Origin of the sequence: Reyranella sp., assembly GCF_965249915.1 — a bacterium.
In the GTDB taxonomy this organism is placed as follows: domain Bacteria; phylum Pseudomonadota; class Alphaproteobacteria; order Reyranellales; family Reyranellaceae; genus Reyranella.
The window spans coordinates 2,864,174-2,882,489 of record NZ_OZ252257.1 but is presented as its reverse complement, the minus strand read 5'-3'; the positions used below and the strand labels follow the sequence as shown (position 1 = coordinate 2,882,489).

Genomic DNA, 18,316 nt, shown 5'->3' with positions numbered 1-18,316 from the left:
CCCCGCATGGGCTGGACGCAAAGGGCGGAGAGGCTGGGCGCGGCGCTTGCCCTGGCGGGCGCGGCGCTGTCGCTGTTCATCGCCGGCCTCGTGACGGTGAGCGTCGGGCTGCGCTGGGCTACCTCCAATGGCCTGCCGGGCGATTTCGAGACGGTGCAGATGGCGGTCGCGCTCGCGATCTTCTCCTTCCTGCCCTACACGCAGCTTCGTCGCGGCAACATGCTGGTCGACACCTTCACGAGCCGGCTGCCGCCGCGCGCGACCGCGGCGATCGACGCCTTCTGGGACGTGGTCTATGCCGCCGTCGCTGCCCTGCTGGGGTGGCGGCTCTCGGTCGGCGCCACCGACGCCCTCGACTCGCACACGACCTCCATGGTGCTGGGCCTGCCGGTCGGGTGGGCGATCATGGCCTGCGCCGCCATGGCGGGCCTGCTGGCGCTGGCGTCGCTGGTCACCGCGGCTGGTCGCTTCGGATCGGGGACATGACGGGCACGACGGCCGCCATCGCGGGCTTCGCGATCATGCTGCTGCTGATGGCGATGCGCATGCCGATCGGGCTGTCGCTCCTGTTCGTGGGCGGTGCGGGTTATGCCTGGCTGGGCGGCTGGCCGACCTTCCTGAACTACATCAAGGCCACGCCCTATCACGACTTCTCCAATTACACGCTTTCGGTCATCCCGCTCTTCATCCTGATGGGTGCACTGGCGGAGAAGTCGGGCCTGTCGACATCCCTGTTCCGCGCCGCGTCTAGTCTGGTCGGCCATCGGCCCGGCGGAATGGCGATGGGCCTGATCGGCGCCTGCACGGCCTTCGGCGCGATCTGTGGATCGTCGGTGGCCACCACCGCTACCTTCGCGCGCGCCGCGCTGCCCGAGTTCGAGCGCTACCGCTACGATGCGGGTTTCGCGGCCGGCACCGTCGCTGTCGGCGGGACGCTGGGCATCCTGATTCCCCCCTCGGTGATCCTGGTCGTCTATGGCATCTCGACCGAGCAGAACATCGCCAAGCTCTTCATGGCAGCCTTCATCCCCGGTTTCATGGCCGCGATCTTCTACTGCGTCGTCGTCGCCCTGGTCGTGCGCCGGCGTCCCGAGCTGGGACCGGCCCTGCCGCGCGTGCCACTCGACCGGCGGCTGCGCGATGTTGCCGCCGTCTGGCCGGCCGTTCTGGTGGCACTGGTCGTCATCGGAGGCATCTACGGCGGCATCTTTTCGCCGACCGAGGGCGCGGCGGTGGGCGTCATCGCGATGCTGGTCGTGGCCGTGTCGGTCGGCGGCATGCGCTGGGTGGGGCTGAAGGCGGCGTTGCTGCAGACCGCCGAGACCGCCGGCATGATCTTCCTGATCCTGCTGGGTGCCGACGTGTTCAATGCTTTCTTGGCGCTGTCGCAGCTTCCCGTCGCCGCGGCCGAATGGATCGGCAATTCGGGCTTCACGGCTTACGGCGTGATGGCGCTGATCCTGCTCTTCTACATCCTGCTGGGCGCGGTCATGGATGAGCTGGCCATGATCCTGCTCACCTTGCCGATCTTCTTCCCGATCGTGCAGGCGCTGGATTTCGGCATGCCGGCCGACGACGTCGCGATCTGGTTCGGTGTCCTGGTGCTGATCGTGGTCGGCATCGGCCTCACTGCGCCGCCGATCGGCCTGAATGTCTTCGTGGTCTCCGCCATCGCCCGTCACGTGGCGCTGACGCGCATCTACCGTGCCGTACTGCCCTTCATCGCGGCCGACATCATCAGGCTCGGCCTCGTGATGGCCTTCCCGGCGCTGGCGCTCGCAACGGTGCGGCTCTTGACCTGAGCGTCAGCCAAACACCCGCTTGAAGATCGTGTCGACGTGCTTGGTGTGATAGCCCATGTCGAACAGCGCGGTGAGTTCGTCGTCCGACATGAACTCGGCAATCTCCTTGTCGGCCCGGCAAAGCGCCAGGAGCGATGCGTTGCCGCGCCAGGCGTCCATCGCGTTGCGCTGGACGGCCGCGTAGGAGGCCTCGCGGCTCATGCCCTTCTGGGTCAGTGCCAGCAGGATGCGCTGGGAGAAGACGAGGCCGCCCAGAGAATCGAGATTGGCCTTCATGCGGTCGGCATAGACTACGAGCTGCTCGACCACGCCGGCCATGCGGTTCAGCGCGAAGTCGAGCGTGCCGGTGGCGTCGGGCGCGATGTAGCGCTCGGTCGAGGAGTGCGAGATGTCGCGCTCGTGCCACAGGGTCACGTTTTCCAGCGCCGGCACGACCGCCGAGCGCACGACGCGGGCGAGGCCGGTGATGTTCTCGGTCAGCACCGGGTTGCGCTTGTGCGGCATCGAGGACGAGCCCTTCTGCCCGGCCGAGAAGAACTCCTCGGCCTCGCGCACCTCGGTGCGCTGCAGGTGGCGGAACTCGGTGGCGAGGTTCTCGAGCGACGAGGCGACGACGCCCAGGGCCGCGAAGAAGGCGGCATGGCGGTCGCGCGGGATGACCTGCGTCGACACCGGCTCGACGGCGAGGCCGAGCTTGCGGGCGACATGCGCCTCGATGCCGGGATCGACGTTGGCGAAGGTGCCGACGGGTCCGGAAATGGCGCAGGTCGCGATCTCGGCGCGGGCCGCCACCAGACGCGCGCGGTTGCGCAGGAAGGCCGCGTAGTGGCCCGCGAGCTTCACGCCGAAAGTCGTGGGCTCGGCATGGATGCCGTGGCTGCGGCCGATGGTGAGCGTGTCCTTGTGCTCCAGGGCGCGCTTCTTCAGCGCGGCGAGCAGCCGGTCGACGTCGGCCAGCAGCAGGTCGGCCGCCTGGGTGAGCTGCACGGCGAAGCTGGTGTCGAGCACGTCGGACGAGGTCATGCCCTGGTGGACGAAGCGCGACTCGGGGCCGATGAACTCGCCCAGCCAGGTCAGGAAGGCGATGACATCGTGCTTGGTCACGCGCTCGATGGCGTCGATCTTCTCGACATTGCCGGCGGGGTCGGCCTTGAGCGCTTCCATTGCCTTGGCGCCGCCGTCCCAGATGGCTTTGGCGGAGGCCTTCGGGATGATGCCGGCCTCGGCCATGGCATCGCAGGCATGCGCCTCGATCTCGAACCAGATGCGGAAGCGATTCTCGGGGGCCCAGATGGCCGCCATTTGCGGCCGTGAATAGCGCGGGATCATGGCCGGGCTTTTAACGCCGAAGGGCCTCCGGCGCTATGTTAGAAGTGCGCCTCATGGAACCGCTCGAGAACTGTCCCCGCGAAACCCTGGCCGCCGTGCGCGGCGTGCTCACCGACATCGACGACACCGTCTCCAGCGACGGAACGCTGACGGCCGAGGCCTATGGCGCCCTCCAGGCCCTGAAGCAGGCCGGCCTTCTGGTCGTGCCGGTCACCGGCCGGCCGGCCGGCTGGTGCGACCATATTGCCCGGTTCTGGCCGGTCGATGCCGTGGTCGGCGAGAACGGCGCGTTCTGGATGTGGCACGACCGCCGCCAGAAGCGCCTGAGCACCCGCTTCATCCAGTCCGAGGCCGAGCGCGCGGAGGGAAGGCGGCGGCTGGACCGGGTGCGGGCCGAGATGCTGCAGGAAGTGCCCGGCGCCGGGATCGCCTCCGACCAGCCCTATCGTCTGGCCGACCTGGCGGTCGATTTCTGCGAGGACGTGCCGCCGCTCCCGCCCGCCGAGGTCCGGCGCATCGTGGCGATCTTCGAGCGCCACGGCGCTCATGCCAAGGTGAGCTCGATCCACGTCAACGGCTGGTTCGGCGACTACGACAAGCTCACGACCAGCCTGACCATGATGCAGGAACTGTTCGGCATCGACCTGGCGGCCGACAAGGCGGCTTACGTTTTTTCGGGCGACTCGCCCAACGACGCACCGATGTTCGGCTATTTTCCCAATGCGGTGGGCGTGGCCAACGTCGTGGATTTCGCCGACCTTCTGGAGCACCGGCCGCGCTGGGTCACCTCGGGCCGCTCGGGCGCCGGCTTCGTCGAGCTGGCACAGGCGCTGCTGGCGGCGCGCGCCTGATTCAGCGCGGCGCCGCCGGGGCGGCTGCTGGCGAGGGCGGGGGCGGCGGGCCGATCAGCAGGGAGCCATAGTGGGTCACGCTGTCGCCCTGGCTCCACACGCCCACGGGCCCGGCCTGGATCAGCGTCCGGTCGTTGACCCCGAACAGCGGCTTGCCGTCGAGCGCCACCTCGATGCGATCGTTGACGGCGATGACGCGCAGCGAGTGCCACTGGCCGAGCGTCACCGGCGCTTCCTTCATGCCGAGCTGGCTGCGCTTGCCCTTGTCCATGCGATAGAGGCGGACCGTGTTGTCGCGGGCATTGGCGCGCACGACATAATAGTCGCTGGCGCTCTGGGCGCGGAACATGAAGCCCCCCACCTGGTCGCGCGACCCCGAGATCGGCTTGAAGCGGAGGGTGGCGTCGAAGTCGCGACCGGATGCCTGCTCCGAGATGCAGAGGGGAAAGCGCTGCTCGGTCGCATCGGGTTCGCTCTCGACCAGCGCCCAGCCGTCCGGCCCGTCGGGATCGGCGACGGCGCGCCAGTCGGGAGGCCGGCCGATGCCCGTCTTGCCCTGGGTGCAGCCGACGCGGCCGTCCGGAGTCGTGAGCGGCACGACGAGCTGCGCCGAGGCGGGCAGGGCGGTGAACAGGAGCGGGACGAGCAGGAGGAGGAAACGCATCGTGGGAGAGTAGCAAAAAATGCGGGCTGCTTGACCGAAGATGCGGGAGGGAGGAGTTTACGCGCGGCCGTATTTCGGACGAAATCATCAAGGGGGAAATTCATGCGTCTTTGCACCATCCTGAGCGGCGGCAAGCCCGCCGTCGGCGTCAAGCTCGGCGACGGCAAGATCGTCGATCTCAGCAAGCAGATGCCGCGCGGGCCGAAGTCGGTCGTGGAGATCCTGTCGGGCGGCAAGAAGCTGCAGCAGGCGGTGCTCAAGGCCTGCGCCAAGCCCAAGGCCGGCGCCACCGTGTCGGAGAAGTCGGCCAAGTACCTGACGCCGATCCCGGCGCCCGGCAAGATCCTGTGCATCGGTCTCAACTACCGCAAGCACGCCGAGGAGACCGGCAGCCCGATTCCGACCTATCCGGTGGTGTTCACGCGCTTCAACAACACGCTGGTGCCGCACAACGGCAAGATGCTGTCGACGACGCACTCGAAGGAATTCGACTGGGAAGCCGAGCTCACCATCGTGATCGGCAAGAAGTGCCGCAACGTGCCGAAGGAGAAGGCACTCTCGGTGATCGCCGGCTACGCCTGCTTCAACGACGGCTCGATCCGCGACTGGCAGCGCAAGTCGGGCGGCCAGTTCACCCTGGGCAAGAACTTCGACGCCACCGGCGGCTTCGGCCCCGACATCGTGACGCCGGACGAGCTGCCCAAGGGCGCCGCGCCGCTCCGCATCTCGACCCGCGTCAACGGCGTCACCATGCAGGACAGCAACACCGACGACCTGATCTTCGACGTGCCGACGCTGGTGCATGAGCTCAGCAAGTGCATGACCCTCGATCCCGGCGACATCATCATCACCGGCACGCCCTCGGGCGTGGCGATGGCGCGCAAGCCGCAGCCCTGGCTGAAGCCGGGCGACGTCTGCGAGGTCGAGATCGAAGGCATCGGCACGCTGCGCAACACGATCGCCCAGGGCGCGTAAGCGCTCGGGGCCAGGTGCGGCAACGATCGACGGCGGCTCCACAAGGGGCCGCCGTTTTCGTTGGTTGTCGTCCCGAGCGGGTCCTACCGCCGCGGCAGCTTGTCGAGGCCGCCCAGCATCAGGTGCGTCGCGAATTCGGCGGCAGCGGCGGGATCGACCGGGTCGCGGGCGACCATGACCATGGAGACCTCGAAGGCGATGCCGGACATCGAGGCGCCGAGATAGGAGACGTCGACATTGGGCAGGATGCCCTGCGCGATGGCGGTGCGGATGTCGTCGTTGAGCGCCTTGGCCAGCGCCCGGACGTCGGGTTTGTCGAGCAGCGTGCGCACCGAGGTGAAGCTCGACCTCGCCAGGGCCAGCAGTTCGGCGTCCTCGGCGAGGAAGTTGAAATAGGCGGCATAGTGCTCGCGCACGAATTCCTCGGCGGTGGTGGCACGGCCGCGGCCCTCGCGATGGCGCTGCAGCAGTACGCTGGTCAGCTCGCCGACCACCGCCTCGAAGATCTCGTCCTTGTCCTTGAAGTAATTGTAGAAGGTGCCGGAGGCGAGGTCGGTGCGGCGCACGATGTCGCGCACGCTGGCCGCGCCATAGCCCATCTCGGCAAATACGCCGCGCGCGGCCTTGAGCAGGGCGGTGCGGTTCTCCGCCTTGTTCTGCTCGCGCCGGCCCGTCCGGTCGCTACGCTGGGTGAGTGGGGCCGTCCCGTCGTTCATGTGCGCTCCGTCATCGGCCGAGCTGCGCCAGTTCGTGGCGCAGGCCGGCCACCATGTCGTCCATCGCACGGGCTGCCGCGTGCAAGGCGCCGCGCATCCCGATGAACCCGTGAATGAGCGTCTCGAACTCGCGGTGGATGACCTTGACGCCCGCTTCCTGCAGCCGCTCGGCATAGGCCCGGCCCTCGTCGCGCAGCGGATCGAAGCCCGCGGTGAAGACCAGCGCCGGCGCTACGCCACCCAGATCGGCGACACGCAGCGGCGAGGCGCGTGGATCGTCGATTTCGGTCTCTTCGTTGAGATAGTGGGTCCGGAACCAGGTCATGTCGGCCTGGGTCAGCAGGAAGCCCTCGCCGCAACTCTGGTGGGAGCCGCTGCTGCCTGCCATGTCGGTGGCGGGGTAGATCAGCCACTGCAGGCAGGGCGGATGGGGCTCGCCTCGCATCGTCTGGGCGACCACGGCGGCCAGCGTTCCGCCGGCCGAATCGCCCGCCACGACGATGCGGTCGGGGTCGAGGCCGAGCGAGACCGCCTGGTCGGCCAGCCAGCGGTAGGAAGCGACGCTGTCGTCGACGGCGGCGGGGAACTTGTGCTCCGGCGCCAGCCGGTAGTCGACGGCGACGAGGGCGCAGCCCGAGCGGGCGCAGAAATAGCGGCAGGCGAGGTCGTAGCCTTCAAGGCTGCCCATGACCCAGCCGCCGCCATGCAGATAGAGGATCGTCGGCAGCAGGCGGGCCACCGTGCCGGCCGGCCGGTAGATGCGGACGCGCAGGGGGCCGGCAGGACCCGGCAGGGTGCGGTCGACGATCTCGCTGACCGGGGCGGGCTTGCCGCCCAGCAACTGCATGAAGGCGTCGTAGTCCTCGCGCGCCTCGGCCACGCTCATCGTGTGCAGGCCCGGCTGGCCGCTATAGGCGAGCAGTCTCAGGAACCACTGGGCGCGGCCGTCCAGGGTGCGCCCGTCGACCCCCACCGGCGGGCCGGCCAGGATGTTCACCCATGAAATGGGCATGCGTAGCGCCAGGTTGGCGACCTTGCCCTGAACCTCCCGCGCGACGTCCTTCATCGACATCAGGAGTACCTAGCACCGCCCCGGCCCGTTGTGGAGCCCGCCGGCTCTGGCTAGTTTGGCGGCCGATGCCTCCTGCGGCGCCCGACTTCTTCGCAGACGCGCTCCGCCGCGAGATCATCCGCAGCGAGCAGCAGCGCATGCGCGCTCTCGCCATCATCCTCGCGGTCCTGCTTGCGCTCTCGCTGACGGTCGCGAACGTCTTCGCGGACTATTCCTCGCGCATGTTCGATCGCGACGTGCCCGGCTGGCTCCCGCTGGTCGGCATCGCCCCCTTCCTGGTCTATGAGCTGGCTTCCCTCACGTTCCTGCACCACCGGGCGGCGCGCGACCGTGATTTCCCGCAGATTGCGCGCTTCGCGAATGCGCTGATCGAGACGTCGCTGCCGGCCGTCATCATCATCACGCTGAGCCACTACATGGACCCGGTGCTGGTGTTCAGCTACTGGCCGCCGCTGCTCTACTTCGTCTTCATCCTGCTCTCGACGCTGCGGCTGGATTTCTGGCTGTCGGTCTGGACCGGGACGGTCGCCAGCCTGCAGCAGATGGCGCTGGTCCTGTGGCTGGTTCCGCTCCAGCCGTGGGGCGAGATCCCGCAGGCCGCGCCGCTGTTCCATTTCACCCGCAGCCTCATCTTCTTCGCCGGCGGCCTGGTGGCCGCCTACGTGGCGACAAGCCTGCGCAGCCAGTTCGAAAAGTCGGTACGCGCCGTAGTGGCGCGCGACCGGGTGACCAACCTGTTCGGCCAGCATGTCTCGCCGGCCGTGGTCGACCGCCTGCTGGCAACGCGCACCGATCCTCCGAGCGAGATTCGCACCGTGTGCGTGCTGTTCCTCGACATTCGCGGCTTCACCGCCATGACGCGACGGCGCAGCGCCGAGGAGACGGTGGCGCTGCTCAACTCGTTCTTTGCGGAGATGATCGAGGTGGTGGACCGCAACAACGGCATCATCAACAAGTTCCTGGGCGACGGGTTCATGGCCCTGTTCGGGGCACCGCTCGAGGACCCGTCGGCGGCGCGAAACGCACTGGCGGCGGCGCGTGGCATGATCGAAACCGTCGAGCGCTGGAACGGCACGCATCCCGGCTGGGCGCTCAGGATCGGCATCGGCGTTCATCTGGGCCCGGCGGTGACGGGCACGGTGGGCTCGCCGCAGCGCAAGGAATACACCGTGATCGGCGATACGGTGAACCTCGCCGCGCGGCTCGAGCAACTCACCAAGGAGGTGGGCGCCCAACTGCTGATCTCGCAGTCGGTGCGCGATTCGACTCCGTGCGAGGGGGCTGTCGATCTCGGGCCCATCGTAATCCGTGGCTACGAAGAGGGGGTGCGCGTATGGCGGATGGCCTGACCTGGTACTTTGCGTACGGCTCCAACATGGATGCCGCCCGCCTGTTCGATCAGCGGCTGGCGCCGCGGGGCGTGCCGCGCGGCGAGCGCATCGCGGGCCGGCTCGACGGCTGGCGCCTCGCCTTCGACAAACCCGAGCGCGACATGGGCGGCGGCGCAGCGGCCAACATCGTGCCGGCGGAGGGCGCCGTCGTGCACGGCACGCTGAACGCCCTGCCGCCGGAAGGCTTCGCGGTGCTCGATATCTACGAAGGCGTCGAGGGCGGCCACTATGAACGCCGCACGATCCGGGTGGTGCGCGGCGATACCGGTGAGGAGGTCGAGGCGATCGTCTATGTCGCGCTGATGCAGGGCGACGGCCTGAAGCCGCAACGCGCCTATCTCAACTGCCTGCTCGCCGGCCGCGATCTCCTGCCGCCGGACTACTGGGAAGCGCTCGCCGCCACGCCGACGTTCGATTGACGCACAGTCGTCCCGAGCACAGCGAGGGACCTCGCGGAACGATCAACGGTCCCCGTCGCCGGCGTGAGATCCTTCGCTGCGCTCAGGATGACAAAGCTACCCACCCAGCAGGTGGCGGCGCACGTAGCCCTTGAGGTCGTCCATCGACTGCTTCGCAGCGGCGTCGTTGGCGCCGCCGCTGACGCCCAGCGTCCTGCAGGCGGCCATTGCCTTGGCGATCGCGTCAGGGATCGGCTTGCCGCCCGGGCCGTAGGTCACGATGCCGCTGTCGCGCGAAATCCATGACGTGTCGGGCTGCTGCTGGTTCACGCACTTCGAATAGTTCTCGCCGCGCGGATTGAAATAGGGCGGTCCGTAGTCGAAACCGTGCATCGCGCCGGGGAAGACCTTGGTCTGGATCGTTGCGCCTGCGGCGCGCAGGGCTTCGCCGTAGGTCTGGCAGGGCTCGAAGCCGACATAGGTGTCGGCGCCGCCCAGCAGCTGATAGATCGGCGCGCCGGTCGTCCGCGGCTGGTAGTACTGCGCGCTGCACGACGGATAGAACGGCACATGCAGCGCATAGCGCGGCCCACCCGACGCGCCGCCGGCCGCGAGGATCAGCTGCTCGTGAGAAGCCATCAGCGCCGAGGTGCCACCTTTCGAGAAGCCCATGATCCCGATATGGCGGCGATCGATACGGGGATTGCTCGCGAGCGCTTTCAAGGCGGCCAGGGCATCGAGGTTGAAGTCCTGTCCGGTAACGGCGGACTGGTCTAGCACGGTCGAGGTGACGCCGCGTGGCTTGAAGGAGTCGATGACCACGGTTGCCACGCCCATCGGCACCAGCTCGCGGACGTATCGGGCCTCGCGCTCCCCGACGCCGCCACTGCCGTGATGGATCACCATCGCCGGCACCGGACCCGCGCCGGCAGTCGCAGGCCAGGTGATCTCGGCGGTGATCTGGACGGGCTTGCCCTTCTGCCGGCTCTCGAACGAGATCGTCTCGCGCTGCTGCGCCTGCGCGCCGGTGAAGACAGCGGCGCAGGCGAGCAGGGCGCAGGCGGCGACCATCGCCGCCCGGCGCATCTTAGGCCGGGACCTTCTGCTTCTCGGCCGTGATCTTGTTGCTCATCGGGTCGTAGCCCTGGAGCTCCGGCACGTCTTCCTCGTGCCAGAAATTGAGTTCGATCATCACGCCGTCGGGGTCGTGCACGAAGACCTGCTGGAGCGGGCGCGCCGGCACCTTCTTCACTTCGAAGGGTAGGCCGTCCTGCTTGATCTGGTCGAGGGTGCCGCGGATGTCGGCGCAGTTGATGGCGATATGGTCGATTGCGCCGCTGCCCTGGTCGGTGCGGCCGCTTTCGGAGATGAGATGCAGGATCGCCTTGTCGCCTGCGTACATCCAGGCGCCGGGGAACGGGAAGGGAGGACGATCGCCGTTGGTCAGGCCGACATAGCGTTCGTAGAAGCGAACGGTCGCCTCGAGGTCGGCGCAGTAGATGTTGTAATGGTCGAGCGAAAGCGCAGGCATGAATGCCTCCTTCGGTTCTGGAAGCTCCGGTCAGACCCCGCCAGCTTAGGCCGAAAGGCCGGACGGGGAAACCGCTTCCGGGCGGCGCAGGACGGCGTTGAACACTGTGGACGGCACGGCGATGCGCGGGTCCTCGTAGACCGCCCGCAGCTCCTCCAGATGCCCGTCGGGCTCGTGCGTCAGGCGGGCCAACCTGTCGATGAAGTCGGGATCGATCTCACTGTCGACCAGGGCCATGCCGCCCCAGACGTCCCACGGCAGCATCTCGCGGTTGTTGAGCGCCGCCACGTCGCGAATGACGTTGCTGGCGATGAACCACAGTCCGGCCATGTCCAGCACGCCGAAGGCCTGCGGGTCGGCCCCGCCGTCGCGGCACAGCCGCCAGGCATCGCCCGCCACCAGGAACTTCTCGCGCGGCACGTCCAGCGTGTCGAAGTCGATACCGAACAAAGCCCGCTGCCGGGCGTCGATCTGGGCATCGACCAGCACCCAGCGGCCCTGCGCCGCGTCGAAATACTCGGTCACCCAGTGATCGACGAACCTGCCCTTCGTGAAATAGGCGCCGAAGCCGCAGCGCGCCCGGGCGGCGACCCCCTTGCTCCTGAGTATCGCGACGAGCAGCAGCGCATAGTGGCGGCAACACCCCGCGAACCGCTCGCCCGGCGCGCGGGGCTGCGTCAACGGCCGCGCATCCTGGACGGCGATGCGTTCCAGAATCTCCCATGCACTGCGCACATGCGGCTCGCTGCGCTGGCGGTCCGAAAGCGTGATGCCGTAGAGGTTCGGCATATGCTCGTGGATGAGCAATCCCTGCAGCCCCTTCGCGAGGCCGGCGATATCGCGAGGCAGCGCCGCGAACTGCAGCGCCCAGATACCGGCATCGCTCAGGGCGACGGGCGAGCGAAAGGGCACGAGGTTCATGCGAACAGTTCCTCGAGCCTGTCGAGCGCCATGCCCCAGCCGCCGCGATGGCCGTCGCGCGCCTTCTCGTCGAAGAACTGCTCGTGGGTGAGAGTGAGGATCGTGCCGTCCTGGTCCGGTTTCAGGTCGATCGTGACCTGGGACTCGCGTTCCGGGGTGCTCTGCCAGGCCCAGGAGAAGACCAGCCTGGTCGGCGGCACGATCTCTCGATAGATGCCGCTCACGCTGTGATGCTCGTCGTCGGGCGTCCAGAACTGCACGCGGAAGCGGCCGCCGACCCGCAGGTCGGTCTCGGCAAGGGGCGCCCGGTGGTGACCGGTGACGCCCCACCAGCGAATCATTTTTTCCGGCTGCGTCCAGGCTTCGTAGACTTTTTCGGGCGGGGCGTTGAGGCGGCGCTTGAGGGCGAGGCTGGGTTTGCTGGCCATTTGTCGTCTTCCTCCAGAAAGGCGGCGAGGCGGTCGAGCTGTTGCGTCCAGTAACGCTGGTAGTGGGCGAGCCAATTCATCGCCTGCTCCATCGGCTCCGCCTTCAGCTGGCAGGTGACGGTGCGGCCGGACTTGGACCGCACGATCAGGCCGGCGTCGGAGAGCACGTCGAGATGCTTCATGATGGCCGGCAGCGAGACCGGAAAGGGCCGCGCCAGCTCGCTGACGCTGACGGCTTCCTCCGCGTCGAGACGGGCCAGGAGCGCCCGGCGCGTCGGGTCGGAGAGGGCTGCGAAGGTGCGGTCGAGCAGGGCGCTTTGATTGTTAACCATAGAGTTAACAGTTAGGCGTCGACCTTCTGCGAGTCAAGCGGCGGTGCCGTTATCCGAGCTTCTTGATCAGCGCCTGGGCGGCCGCGGGATTGCGCACCTTGGCACCCGAGATGAAGTAGAGGAAGGCGTCGCCCTTCTTCGCCCAGGCCTTGGCGCGCTTGGCCCATTTGTCGATCTCGGCCGGCTTGTAGCCGGTCTTTACCGTCTCCTCGGACTGCATCAGCCGGGCATAGGTGAAGTCGGCGGTCGGTTCGTCGATCTCGGGGAAGTCCTTGTCGTGGGCGTAGACGATCGCCGCCTTGTATTTGCGCGCGAGATCGTAGAAGCGCTCGTCCTTGAAGCTGTCGTGCCTGACCTCGAGCGCATGGCGCAGCGGCAGCTTGCCGACCTCGCGCGGCAGCAGCTTCAGGAACGCCTCGAAATCTTCAGGATCGAACCTCTTGGTACCCATGAACTGCCAGTTGATCGGGCCCAGCCGATCCTTGAGCTCGACCATTCCCTGGCTGACGAAGCGCTGCACCGATTCGCCGGCATCCGCCAGCACCTTGCGGTTGGTGCAGAAGCGCGAAGCCTTCACCGCGAACACGAAGCCCTCGGGCGTCTCGTCGCGCCACTTGGCCCAGCTCGCCGGCTTGAAGGTCGAATAGTAGGTGCCGTTGATCTCGATCGAGGTGAGCTGACGGCTGGCATATTCCAGCTCGCGCTTCTGGACGAGGTCGTCGGGATAGAAGACACCGCGCCACGGCTCGAAGGTCCAGCCGCCGATGCCGACAAGGATTTTTCCACTCATGGCTTGAGTATAGCGCGAAACCGCCCACAAGCGGTTTCGGAATGCGATCAACGCGGGAAACGTTGCTCGCTTGTCTGCGTTGTCGAGGCTCGGCCGTGGGAAGCCGTGGGTATCGAATTGGGTGTGTGGTGGTGAATTCAGACGATGCAGGCGCTTCAGGCCTGTCGGTTCTCGTCGTCGAGAGCGATGTGGAGGCAAAGGCCGTTCTCCTGGGTCACCTGCGCCGACGCGGCTTCAGGATCCTGGAATCGGAGCATGGCGGCGCGTCCATTCGGGCCGCCTTCGATCATTCCTTCGACTATGTCGTCACCGACATCGATTGGTCGGGCGTCAGCGACGGGGCGGTCCTTGCCCGGTGGATCAGGGCCAATCGGCCCGAAGCGCGGGTCATTCTGACCTCGAAGAGCCTGACGCATTGGGTGCCCGCCGATAGCGCCATCGCCGGCCTTCCAATCATCAGGAAGCCTTTCCGCCCGGAAGAGCTGGATCGCTTCCTGGCGCCGGTGGCGGTGATGGCAATCCCGGGTTCGTGAGGTGCGGGTGGACGGAGCGCTAGGTCAATAGCCCCAGACTCCGGAAGCTCGCATGCCCCTTGCGGCCGATCACGAGGTGATCGTGGATCGTGATGCCCAGCGCCTCCGAAGCGGCCTTGATCTCGCGCGTCATCTCGATGTCGTCACGGGAGGGCTTGGGATCGCCGCTCGGGTGATTGTGCACGAGGATCAGGGCGGCTGCATTCAATGCCAGCGCCCGCTTAACCACCTCGCGCGGGTAGACCGGCGTGTGATCGATGGTGCCGCGCTGCTGCACCTCGTCGGCGATCAGCACGTTCTTGCGGTCGAGGAAGAGGATGCGGAACTGCTCGGTCTTCTCGTGCGCCAGCGCGGCGTGGCAATAGTCGATAAGCTGCTGCCAGTTGGTCAGCACCGGCATGTCCTTGACCTTGCGCTCGGCCAGCCGCCGCCCGACCTCGCGCATCGCCTTGAAGTGGACCAGCGTGCGCTGGTCGATCTCGAACTCGCGCAGTTGCGCCGGCTCGGCGGCGAAGACGTCGCCCAGCGTGCCGAAGCGTTCCAGCAGCGCCTTGGCCATCGGCTTGGTGTCGATCCGGTCGATCGAATAGAAAAGCAGCAGCTCCAGCAGCTCGTAGTCGGCCAGCGGCTCGACGCCGGCCTTCAGCACACGCTCGCGCACCCGGCCGCGATGGCCGTGATAGTGCGGCTTGGGCGGTGCCGTCTCGCCGCTGTTGTGGCCGGTCGTGGGAGCCGGCACCGTCTCCAGCGCCGCGGCAAGCCGGGGTGTCGGATCTTCGCCGGCAAAATCCCAGCACTGATCCAGCCGGTTCCAGGTCCCGCCGGCCTCGCGCAGCAGGATACGGTGGGGCAGGGTGTTGCCGCTCACGCGCCAGAGATTGTCGGAAGAGTGCAGGCGGAGGCCGGCCGCCAGCAGGGCCAGCAACGCCTCGTCGTTCGGCGCGGCCGTACTCGCCGCCGCCGGAACCGCTTCGAGAGCTGTCCGCTTCGCCTTCCCCATTCCGGCACGATCCAATGGAACCGCGGCGGAAAGGCGGCAGGAAATGGCTGAAGTCGCGACCATGGGAGGTGTAGTCTGGTGGTAGATCAACCGGAGGCAATGTGGAGCTGCGGCTCGAGGAGGGTCTAATGGCTTACCGGTCCCATCATCCATTCGGGCGCGCGCTGCTCGCGGTACTGCTGTTGATCCTGGCTCTTCCGGTGCAGGCCCGGGAATGGAAGGTCGAGAACGAGTTACGGGGCAAGCCCGACAAGGACAAGCTTGGCGCCTTTCACAAGGCCCAGGACGTCAGCGGGATTGCGTGCGACCGCGAAACTGGCTTTCCGCGGCGGTGCTTGGTGATCGATGACGAGGTGCAATGGGCGCAGGTGGTGATGCTGCATGAGAACGAGATCGTTGCCGGGCAGACAATCCAACTGATCGGCAACACGCTCGACGGCAAGCCTATCGAACTCGATGGCGAGGGCGTGGCCTATGCCGATGGTTATTTCTACGTCATCGGCTCGCACGGGGCGCCGCGAAAGAACGAGAAGAACCAAGCGAAGCGGGAAGCCCGGATCGCCGCGAGCAGCCAGCTCGTCCGCTTCCGGATCGACAGCGACGACATCACGATGGATGGTCGCTTGAAGGCGATGCCCAGGATCGAAACGACGGCCAAACTTCGCAATGCCCTGGCAGGACATGCCGATCTCAAGAATTTCGCGGAAAAGAATCTGGACGCGAACGGCCTCACCATCGAGGGCGTCGCGATCAAGGACGGCATCCTCTATGCCGGATTGCGAGCGCCGGTACTGGCGCCCGGTCGGGCCACGGTGGCAACGGTTCCGGTGGCAGCCTTGTTCGACGGCAAGCCGGGACTCCCGGAATTGACGCTGCATTCCCTGACGGTCGGCAGCGGGAACGGGATTCGTGACCTTGCGCTCCACAAGGGCGAATTCATCGTTCTGGCGGGCTCCTCGCCTGAGCTGGAGAAGGGCGATCCTGGAAAATACTTCGTCTACAGATGGGCCGGTAAAGGCGACGTCAAGGGAGCGGGGGCGGAGGTGCCGGTGTATCCGGGGCAGGCGGGCGACAAGTCGAAGTATCCAAAGCCCGAAGCCATCCTGCCGCTCGAAGACACCAGCGATGGCCTGCGTATCCTCGTGATCTACGAAGGCGCCAGGGAGGGACGGCCGCGGGATCTCACGATTCGCTAGGCGCTCCACTGCCTGTAGACTGAACCGATGTCAGTCCAGAATTTTACCGAGATCGACGCGGCCTGTGCCGTCTTCGCCGAACAGGAACGGATTCCGGGCCTTGCCCTGGGGGTCGTGCAGGAGGGGCGCCTCGTCCATGCGACGACCGTCGGCCTGGCCGACCGCGAGGCCGGCCGGCGCGTGGAGGTCGGGACCGCCTTCCGCATCGCGTCGATGACCAAGAACATGACGGCGTTGGCGATCCTGTCGTTGCGCGACCGGGGATGGCTGCAGCTCGACGCACCGCTGGCCCACTACGTGCCGCAGTTCGCGGCGGTGAAGCCGGCCACACTCGACAGCGCGCCGGTCACGGTGCGCCACCTGCTCACGCACACGGCGGGCTTCGTCACCGACGATCCGTGGGGCGACCGCGTGTTGGGGATGACACCGGCGGAGCTCGACACGGTGATCGCCACCGGCCATCTGTTCGCCCGCCCGCCGGGCCTCGCCTTCGAGTACAGCAACCTGGGCTATGCGCTGCTGGGGCGCGTGCTGACCAACGTGAGCGGCGAGCCCTACCAGGCCTACATGCGCCGCACCTTCCTCGAGCCGCTGGGCATGGAGCACACGACGTTCGATGCTCCCGCCGCCGCGGCGCTTGGGGACTATGCCTTCGGCTATCGTCGCGACGGCGAGACCTGGTCGCGCGAGCGCATCGAGCCGGACGGCGAGGTCGGCGCCATGGGCGGCCTCGCGACCACCGTGCCTGACTATGCGCGCTACGTGTCCTTCCTGTTGAGTGCATGGCCGGCGCGCGATGCGCCCGAGTCCGGCCCGGTCCGCCGCTCGAGCGTGCGCGAGATGGTGCTGTGGCACGCACCGCCGTTCGCGCCCGAGACGGCGGCGGGCGCCCGCGGCGGGCAGCCCAGCGCCTATGGCTACGGCCTCACCCATTCGACCGACGCGCTCCTCGGCATGCGCATCCATCACGCCGGCGGCCTGCCGGGCTATGGCTCGCACGTGGTGATGCTGCCGGAGCGCGGCTGGGGCATCTTCGCATTCGGCAATCGCACGTATTCGCCGATGTCGCGGCTGACGCTGGACGTCGCGGAGAGACTGCATGCCGCCGCGCCGCCACCCGCTGTCGCGGAACCCTCGCCCGCGCTCGTGCGCGCCGTACAGGCGATCGTGGCGGCCTATGCCTCGGGACGCATCGAGGGCGGCGATCGTCCGTTCGCGGTGAATTTCCTGTTGGATACGCCGGCACCGCTGCGCGACGCCGAACTCGTGTCGCTGAAGCAGCGTCTGGGCGAGGGGAGTCTCGAACGGATCGAGCCGATCCATGCGCTTGCCGGCCGCTTCGTCCTGGCCTGTGCGAAGGGCCGGCTGAACGGGACCGTCATCCTGTCGCCCGAAGCGGATTCAGGGATCCAGAAGCTGGTCCTGTCGGTGGCTGGCGGCTGACGCCGCAGCGGATCTGACTATGCCGGCGTCGCCTGCAAGGGCTTCGTTTCGGCCAGATCGTACGGCGGCTTGGCCAATTCCTTGGGCGAGAGCGTGAAGAACTCGACGCCGGTTTCGGTGATGCCGACCGAATGCTCGAACTGGGCGGAGAGCTGCTTGTCGCGGGTCACCGCGGTCCAGCCATCGCTCAGCACCTTCACCTGCCAGGTCCCGGCATTTACCATCGGCTCGACGGTGAAGAACATGCCGGGCTTCAGCACCGGGCCGGTGCCCTTCTTGCCGTAGTGCAGGATGTTCGGCGCGTCGTGGAAGATGCGGCCGAGACCGTGGCCCGAGAAGTCGCGCACCACCGAGAAGCGCTGCGCCTCGACATAGGACTGGATGGCGAAGCCGATGTCGCCAACATGGCCGCCGGGCTTGGCCGCGGCAATGCCGCGCATCATCGCCTCGTAGGTGACGTCGCACAGGCGACGGGCCTTCACGCCGACATCGCCGGCGTAATACATGCGGCTGGTGTCGCCGTACCAGCCGTCGAGGATGACGGTGACGTCGATGTTGACGATGTCGCCGTTCTGCAGCCGCTTGTCGGACGGGATACCGTGGCAGACGACGTGGTTGATCGAGGTGCAGATCGACTTCGGGAAGCCGCGATAGTTCAGCGGGGCCGGGATCGCCTTGTGATCCAGGATGAACTCGTGGCAGAGCCGGTCGAGCTCTTCCGTCGTGACGCCCGGCTGGACGTAGGGCGTGATGAAGTCGAGGGTCTCGGCCGCCAGACGGCCGGCCTTGCGCATGCCGGTGAACCCTTCGGGTCCGTGCAGCTTGATGGTGCGCTCGTCGCGGCGCCAATAGTCGGCGCTGTCGTCGACGATTTCGCGTGAATTGGTCATCCGCCTTATTTGGCATGCGATACCGGCGGTAACAAGGGCGGGACCGCGGCTTGG

Annotated in this window: 21 protein-coding genes; 9 read left to right on the top strand and 12 right to left on the bottom strand. The window is 67.3% G+C overall.

The annotated features are described in order from the left end of the window. Positions 1–6 precede the first annotated feature (6 nt). Both ACP15H_RS14245 and ACP15H_RS14240 read left to right on the top strand, forming a co-directional pair. Positions 7–486, top strand: coding sequence for a TRAP transporter small permease (locus ACP15H_RS14245; protein WP_425066839.1), 480 nt, complete (start codon positions 7–9; stop codon positions 484–486). Next, positions 483–1,802 (top strand): TRAP transporter large permease, encoded by a 1,320-nt coding sequence (locus ACP15H_RS14240; protein ID WP_425066838.1) that lies wholly within the window; start codon positions 483–485, stop codon positions 1,800–1,802. Before ACP15H_RS14245 ends, ACP15H_RS14240 begins: the two co-directional genes overlap by 4 nt. A 3-nt stretch (positions 1,803–1,805) precedes the next feature. Here ACP15H_RS14240 and purB read toward each other — a convergent pair whose 3' ends face one another. Beyond that, the gene (gene purB, locus ACP15H_RS14235) at positions 1,806–3,131 is read right to left on the bottom strand and encodes an adenylosuccinate lyase (protein WP_425066837.1); all 1,326 of its coding nucleotides are present in this window, start codon (positions 3,129–3,131) and stop codon (positions 1,806–1,808) included. 53 nt (positions 3,132–3,184) lie between these two features. Between purB and ACP15H_RS14230 the strand changes: the two genes are divergently transcribed. Next, a complete protein-coding gene (locus ACP15H_RS14230; protein ID WP_425066836.1) occupies positions 3,185–3,982 on the top strand; it encodes an HAD family hydrolase in 798 nt (265 codons plus the stop codon). A gap of 1 nt (position 3,983) precedes the next feature. Here ACP15H_RS14230 and ACP15H_RS14225 read toward each other — a convergent pair whose 3' ends face one another. After that, positions 3,984–4,646 (bottom strand): family 16 glycoside hydrolase, encoded by a 663-nt coding sequence (locus ACP15H_RS14225; protein WP_425066835.1) that lies wholly within the window; start codon positions 4,644–4,646, stop codon positions 3,984–3,986. A gap of 102 nt (positions 4,647–4,748) precedes the next feature. On the opposite strand from ACP15H_RS14225, the gene ACP15H_RS14220 reads away from it, so the two are divergent. Continuing rightward, the gene (locus ACP15H_RS14220) at positions 4,749–5,621 is read left to right on the top strand and encodes a fumarylacetoacetate hydrolase family protein (protein WP_425066834.1); all 873 of its coding nucleotides are present in this window, start codon (positions 4,749–4,751) and stop codon (positions 5,619–5,621) included. 83 nt (positions 5,622–5,704) lie between these two features. Here the strand turns inward: ACP15H_RS14220 and ACP15H_RS14215 are convergent, their stop codons facing one another. Together ACP15H_RS14215 and ACP15H_RS14210 are read right to left on the bottom strand one after the other, a co-directional pair. Further along, positions 5,705–6,337 (bottom strand): TetR/AcrR family transcriptional regulator, encoded by a 633-nt coding sequence (locus tag ACP15H_RS14215; protein WP_425066833.1) that lies wholly within the window; start codon positions 6,335–6,337, stop codon positions 5,705–5,707. Between the two features lie 10 nt (positions 6,338–6,347). After that, positions 6,348–7,409: an alpha/beta hydrolase gene (locus ACP15H_RS14210; RefSeq protein WP_425066832.1), complete on the bottom strand. Its 1,062-nt coding sequence runs from the start codon at positions 7,407–7,409 to the stop codon at positions 6,348–6,350. A gap of 65 nt (positions 7,410–7,474) precedes the next feature. On the opposite strand from ACP15H_RS14210, the gene ACP15H_RS14205 reads away from it, so the two are divergent. After that, positions 7,475–8,758, top strand: a complete 1,284-nt coding sequence (locus ACP15H_RS14205; RefSeq protein WP_425066831.1) for an adenylate/guanylate cyclase domain-containing protein — start codon at positions 7,475–7,477, stop codon at positions 8,756–8,758. After that, on the top strand, positions 8,743–9,219 hold the full coding sequence (locus ACP15H_RS14200; protein WP_425066830.1) for a gamma-glutamylcyclotransferase family protein: 477 nt from the start codon (positions 8,743–8,745) through the stop codon (positions 9,217–9,219). The genes ACP15H_RS14205 and ACP15H_RS14200 overlap by 16 nt, the downstream gene beginning before the upstream one ends. A 96-nt stretch (positions 9,220–9,315) precedes the next feature. On the opposite strand, the gene ACP15H_RS14195 is transcribed toward ACP15H_RS14200, so the two are convergent. Genes ACP15H_RS14195 through ACP15H_RS14170 form a run of 6 tightly spaced genes read right to left on the bottom strand, consistent with a single transcriptional unit; the run spans position 9,316 to position 13,200 of the window. Next, positions 9,316–10,284, bottom strand: coding sequence for a dienelactone hydrolase family protein (locus ACP15H_RS14195; RefSeq protein WP_425066829.1), 969 nt, complete (start codon positions 10,282–10,284; stop codon positions 9,316–9,318). A 1-nt stretch (position 10,285) separates the two neighbouring features. Then, the gene (locus ACP15H_RS14190) at positions 10,286–10,729 is read right to left on the bottom strand and encodes a VOC family protein (RefSeq protein ID WP_425066828.1); all 444 of its coding nucleotides are present in this window, start codon (positions 10,727–10,729) and stop codon (positions 10,286–10,288) included. Between the two features lie 45 nt (positions 10,730–10,774). Then, positions 10,775–11,650 (bottom strand): transglutaminase-like domain-containing protein, encoded by an 876-nt coding sequence (locus ACP15H_RS14185; protein ID WP_425066827.1) that lies wholly within the window; start codon positions 11,648–11,650, stop codon positions 10,775–10,777. Beyond that, complete coding sequence (locus ACP15H_RS14180; RefSeq protein ID WP_425066826.1) at positions 11,647–12,078, bottom strand: SRPBCC family protein; 432 nt, start codon at positions 12,076–12,078, stop codon at positions 11,647–11,649. Before ACP15H_RS14180 ends, ACP15H_RS14185 begins: the two co-directional genes overlap by 4 nt. Next, the gene (locus ACP15H_RS14175) at positions 11,988–12,410 is read right to left on the bottom strand and encodes an ArsR/SmtB family transcription factor (RefSeq protein ID WP_425066825.1); all 423 of its coding nucleotides are present in this window, start codon (positions 12,408–12,410) and stop codon (positions 11,988–11,990) included. Before ACP15H_RS14175 ends, ACP15H_RS14180 begins: the two co-directional genes overlap by 91 nt. Before the next feature lie 49 nt (positions 12,411–12,459). Beyond that, complete coding sequence (locus tag ACP15H_RS14170) at positions 12,460–13,200, bottom strand: DUF72 domain-containing protein (RefSeq protein WP_425066824.1); 741 nt, start codon at positions 13,198–13,200, stop codon at positions 12,460–12,462. A gap of 131 nt (positions 13,201–13,331) precedes the next feature. Between ACP15H_RS14170 and ACP15H_RS14165 the strand changes: the two genes are divergently transcribed. After that, positions 13,332–13,733 (top strand): response regulator, encoded by a 402-nt coding sequence (locus tag ACP15H_RS14165; protein WP_425066823.1) that lies wholly within the window; start codon positions 13,332–13,334, stop codon positions 13,731–13,733. A 19-nt stretch (positions 13,734–13,752) separates the two neighbouring features. Here the strand turns inward: ACP15H_RS14165 and radC are convergent, their stop codons facing one another. Beyond that, positions 13,753–14,481, bottom strand: coding sequence for a RadC family protein (gene radC, locus ACP15H_RS14160; protein WP_425069903.1), 729 nt, complete (start codon positions 14,479–14,481; stop codon positions 13,753–13,755). Positions 14,482–14,861: 380 nt separating this feature from the next. Here radC and ACP15H_RS14155 point away from each other — a divergent pair, with 380 nt between their 5' ends. Together ACP15H_RS14155 and ACP15H_RS14150 are read left to right on the top strand one after the other, a co-directional pair. Further along, positions 14,862–15,929 (top strand): DUF3616 domain-containing protein, encoded by a 1,068-nt coding sequence (locus tag ACP15H_RS14155; RefSeq protein WP_425066822.1) that lies wholly within the window; start codon positions 14,862–14,864, stop codon positions 15,927–15,929. A gap of 27 nt (positions 15,930–15,956) precedes the next feature. After that, the gene (locus ACP15H_RS14150; RefSeq protein WP_425066821.1) at positions 15,957–17,372 is read left to right on the top strand and encodes a serine hydrolase domain-containing protein; all 1,416 of its coding nucleotides are present in this window, start codon (positions 15,957–15,959) and stop codon (positions 17,370–17,372) included. A gap of 17 nt (positions 17,373–17,389) precedes the next feature. Here the strand turns inward: ACP15H_RS14150 and map are convergent, their stop codons facing one another. After that, complete coding sequence (gene map, locus ACP15H_RS14145) at positions 17,390–18,262, bottom strand: type I methionyl aminopeptidase (RefSeq protein ID WP_425066820.1); 873 nt, start codon at positions 18,260–18,262, stop codon at positions 17,390–17,392. Positions 18,263–18,316 lie beyond the last annotated feature (54 nt).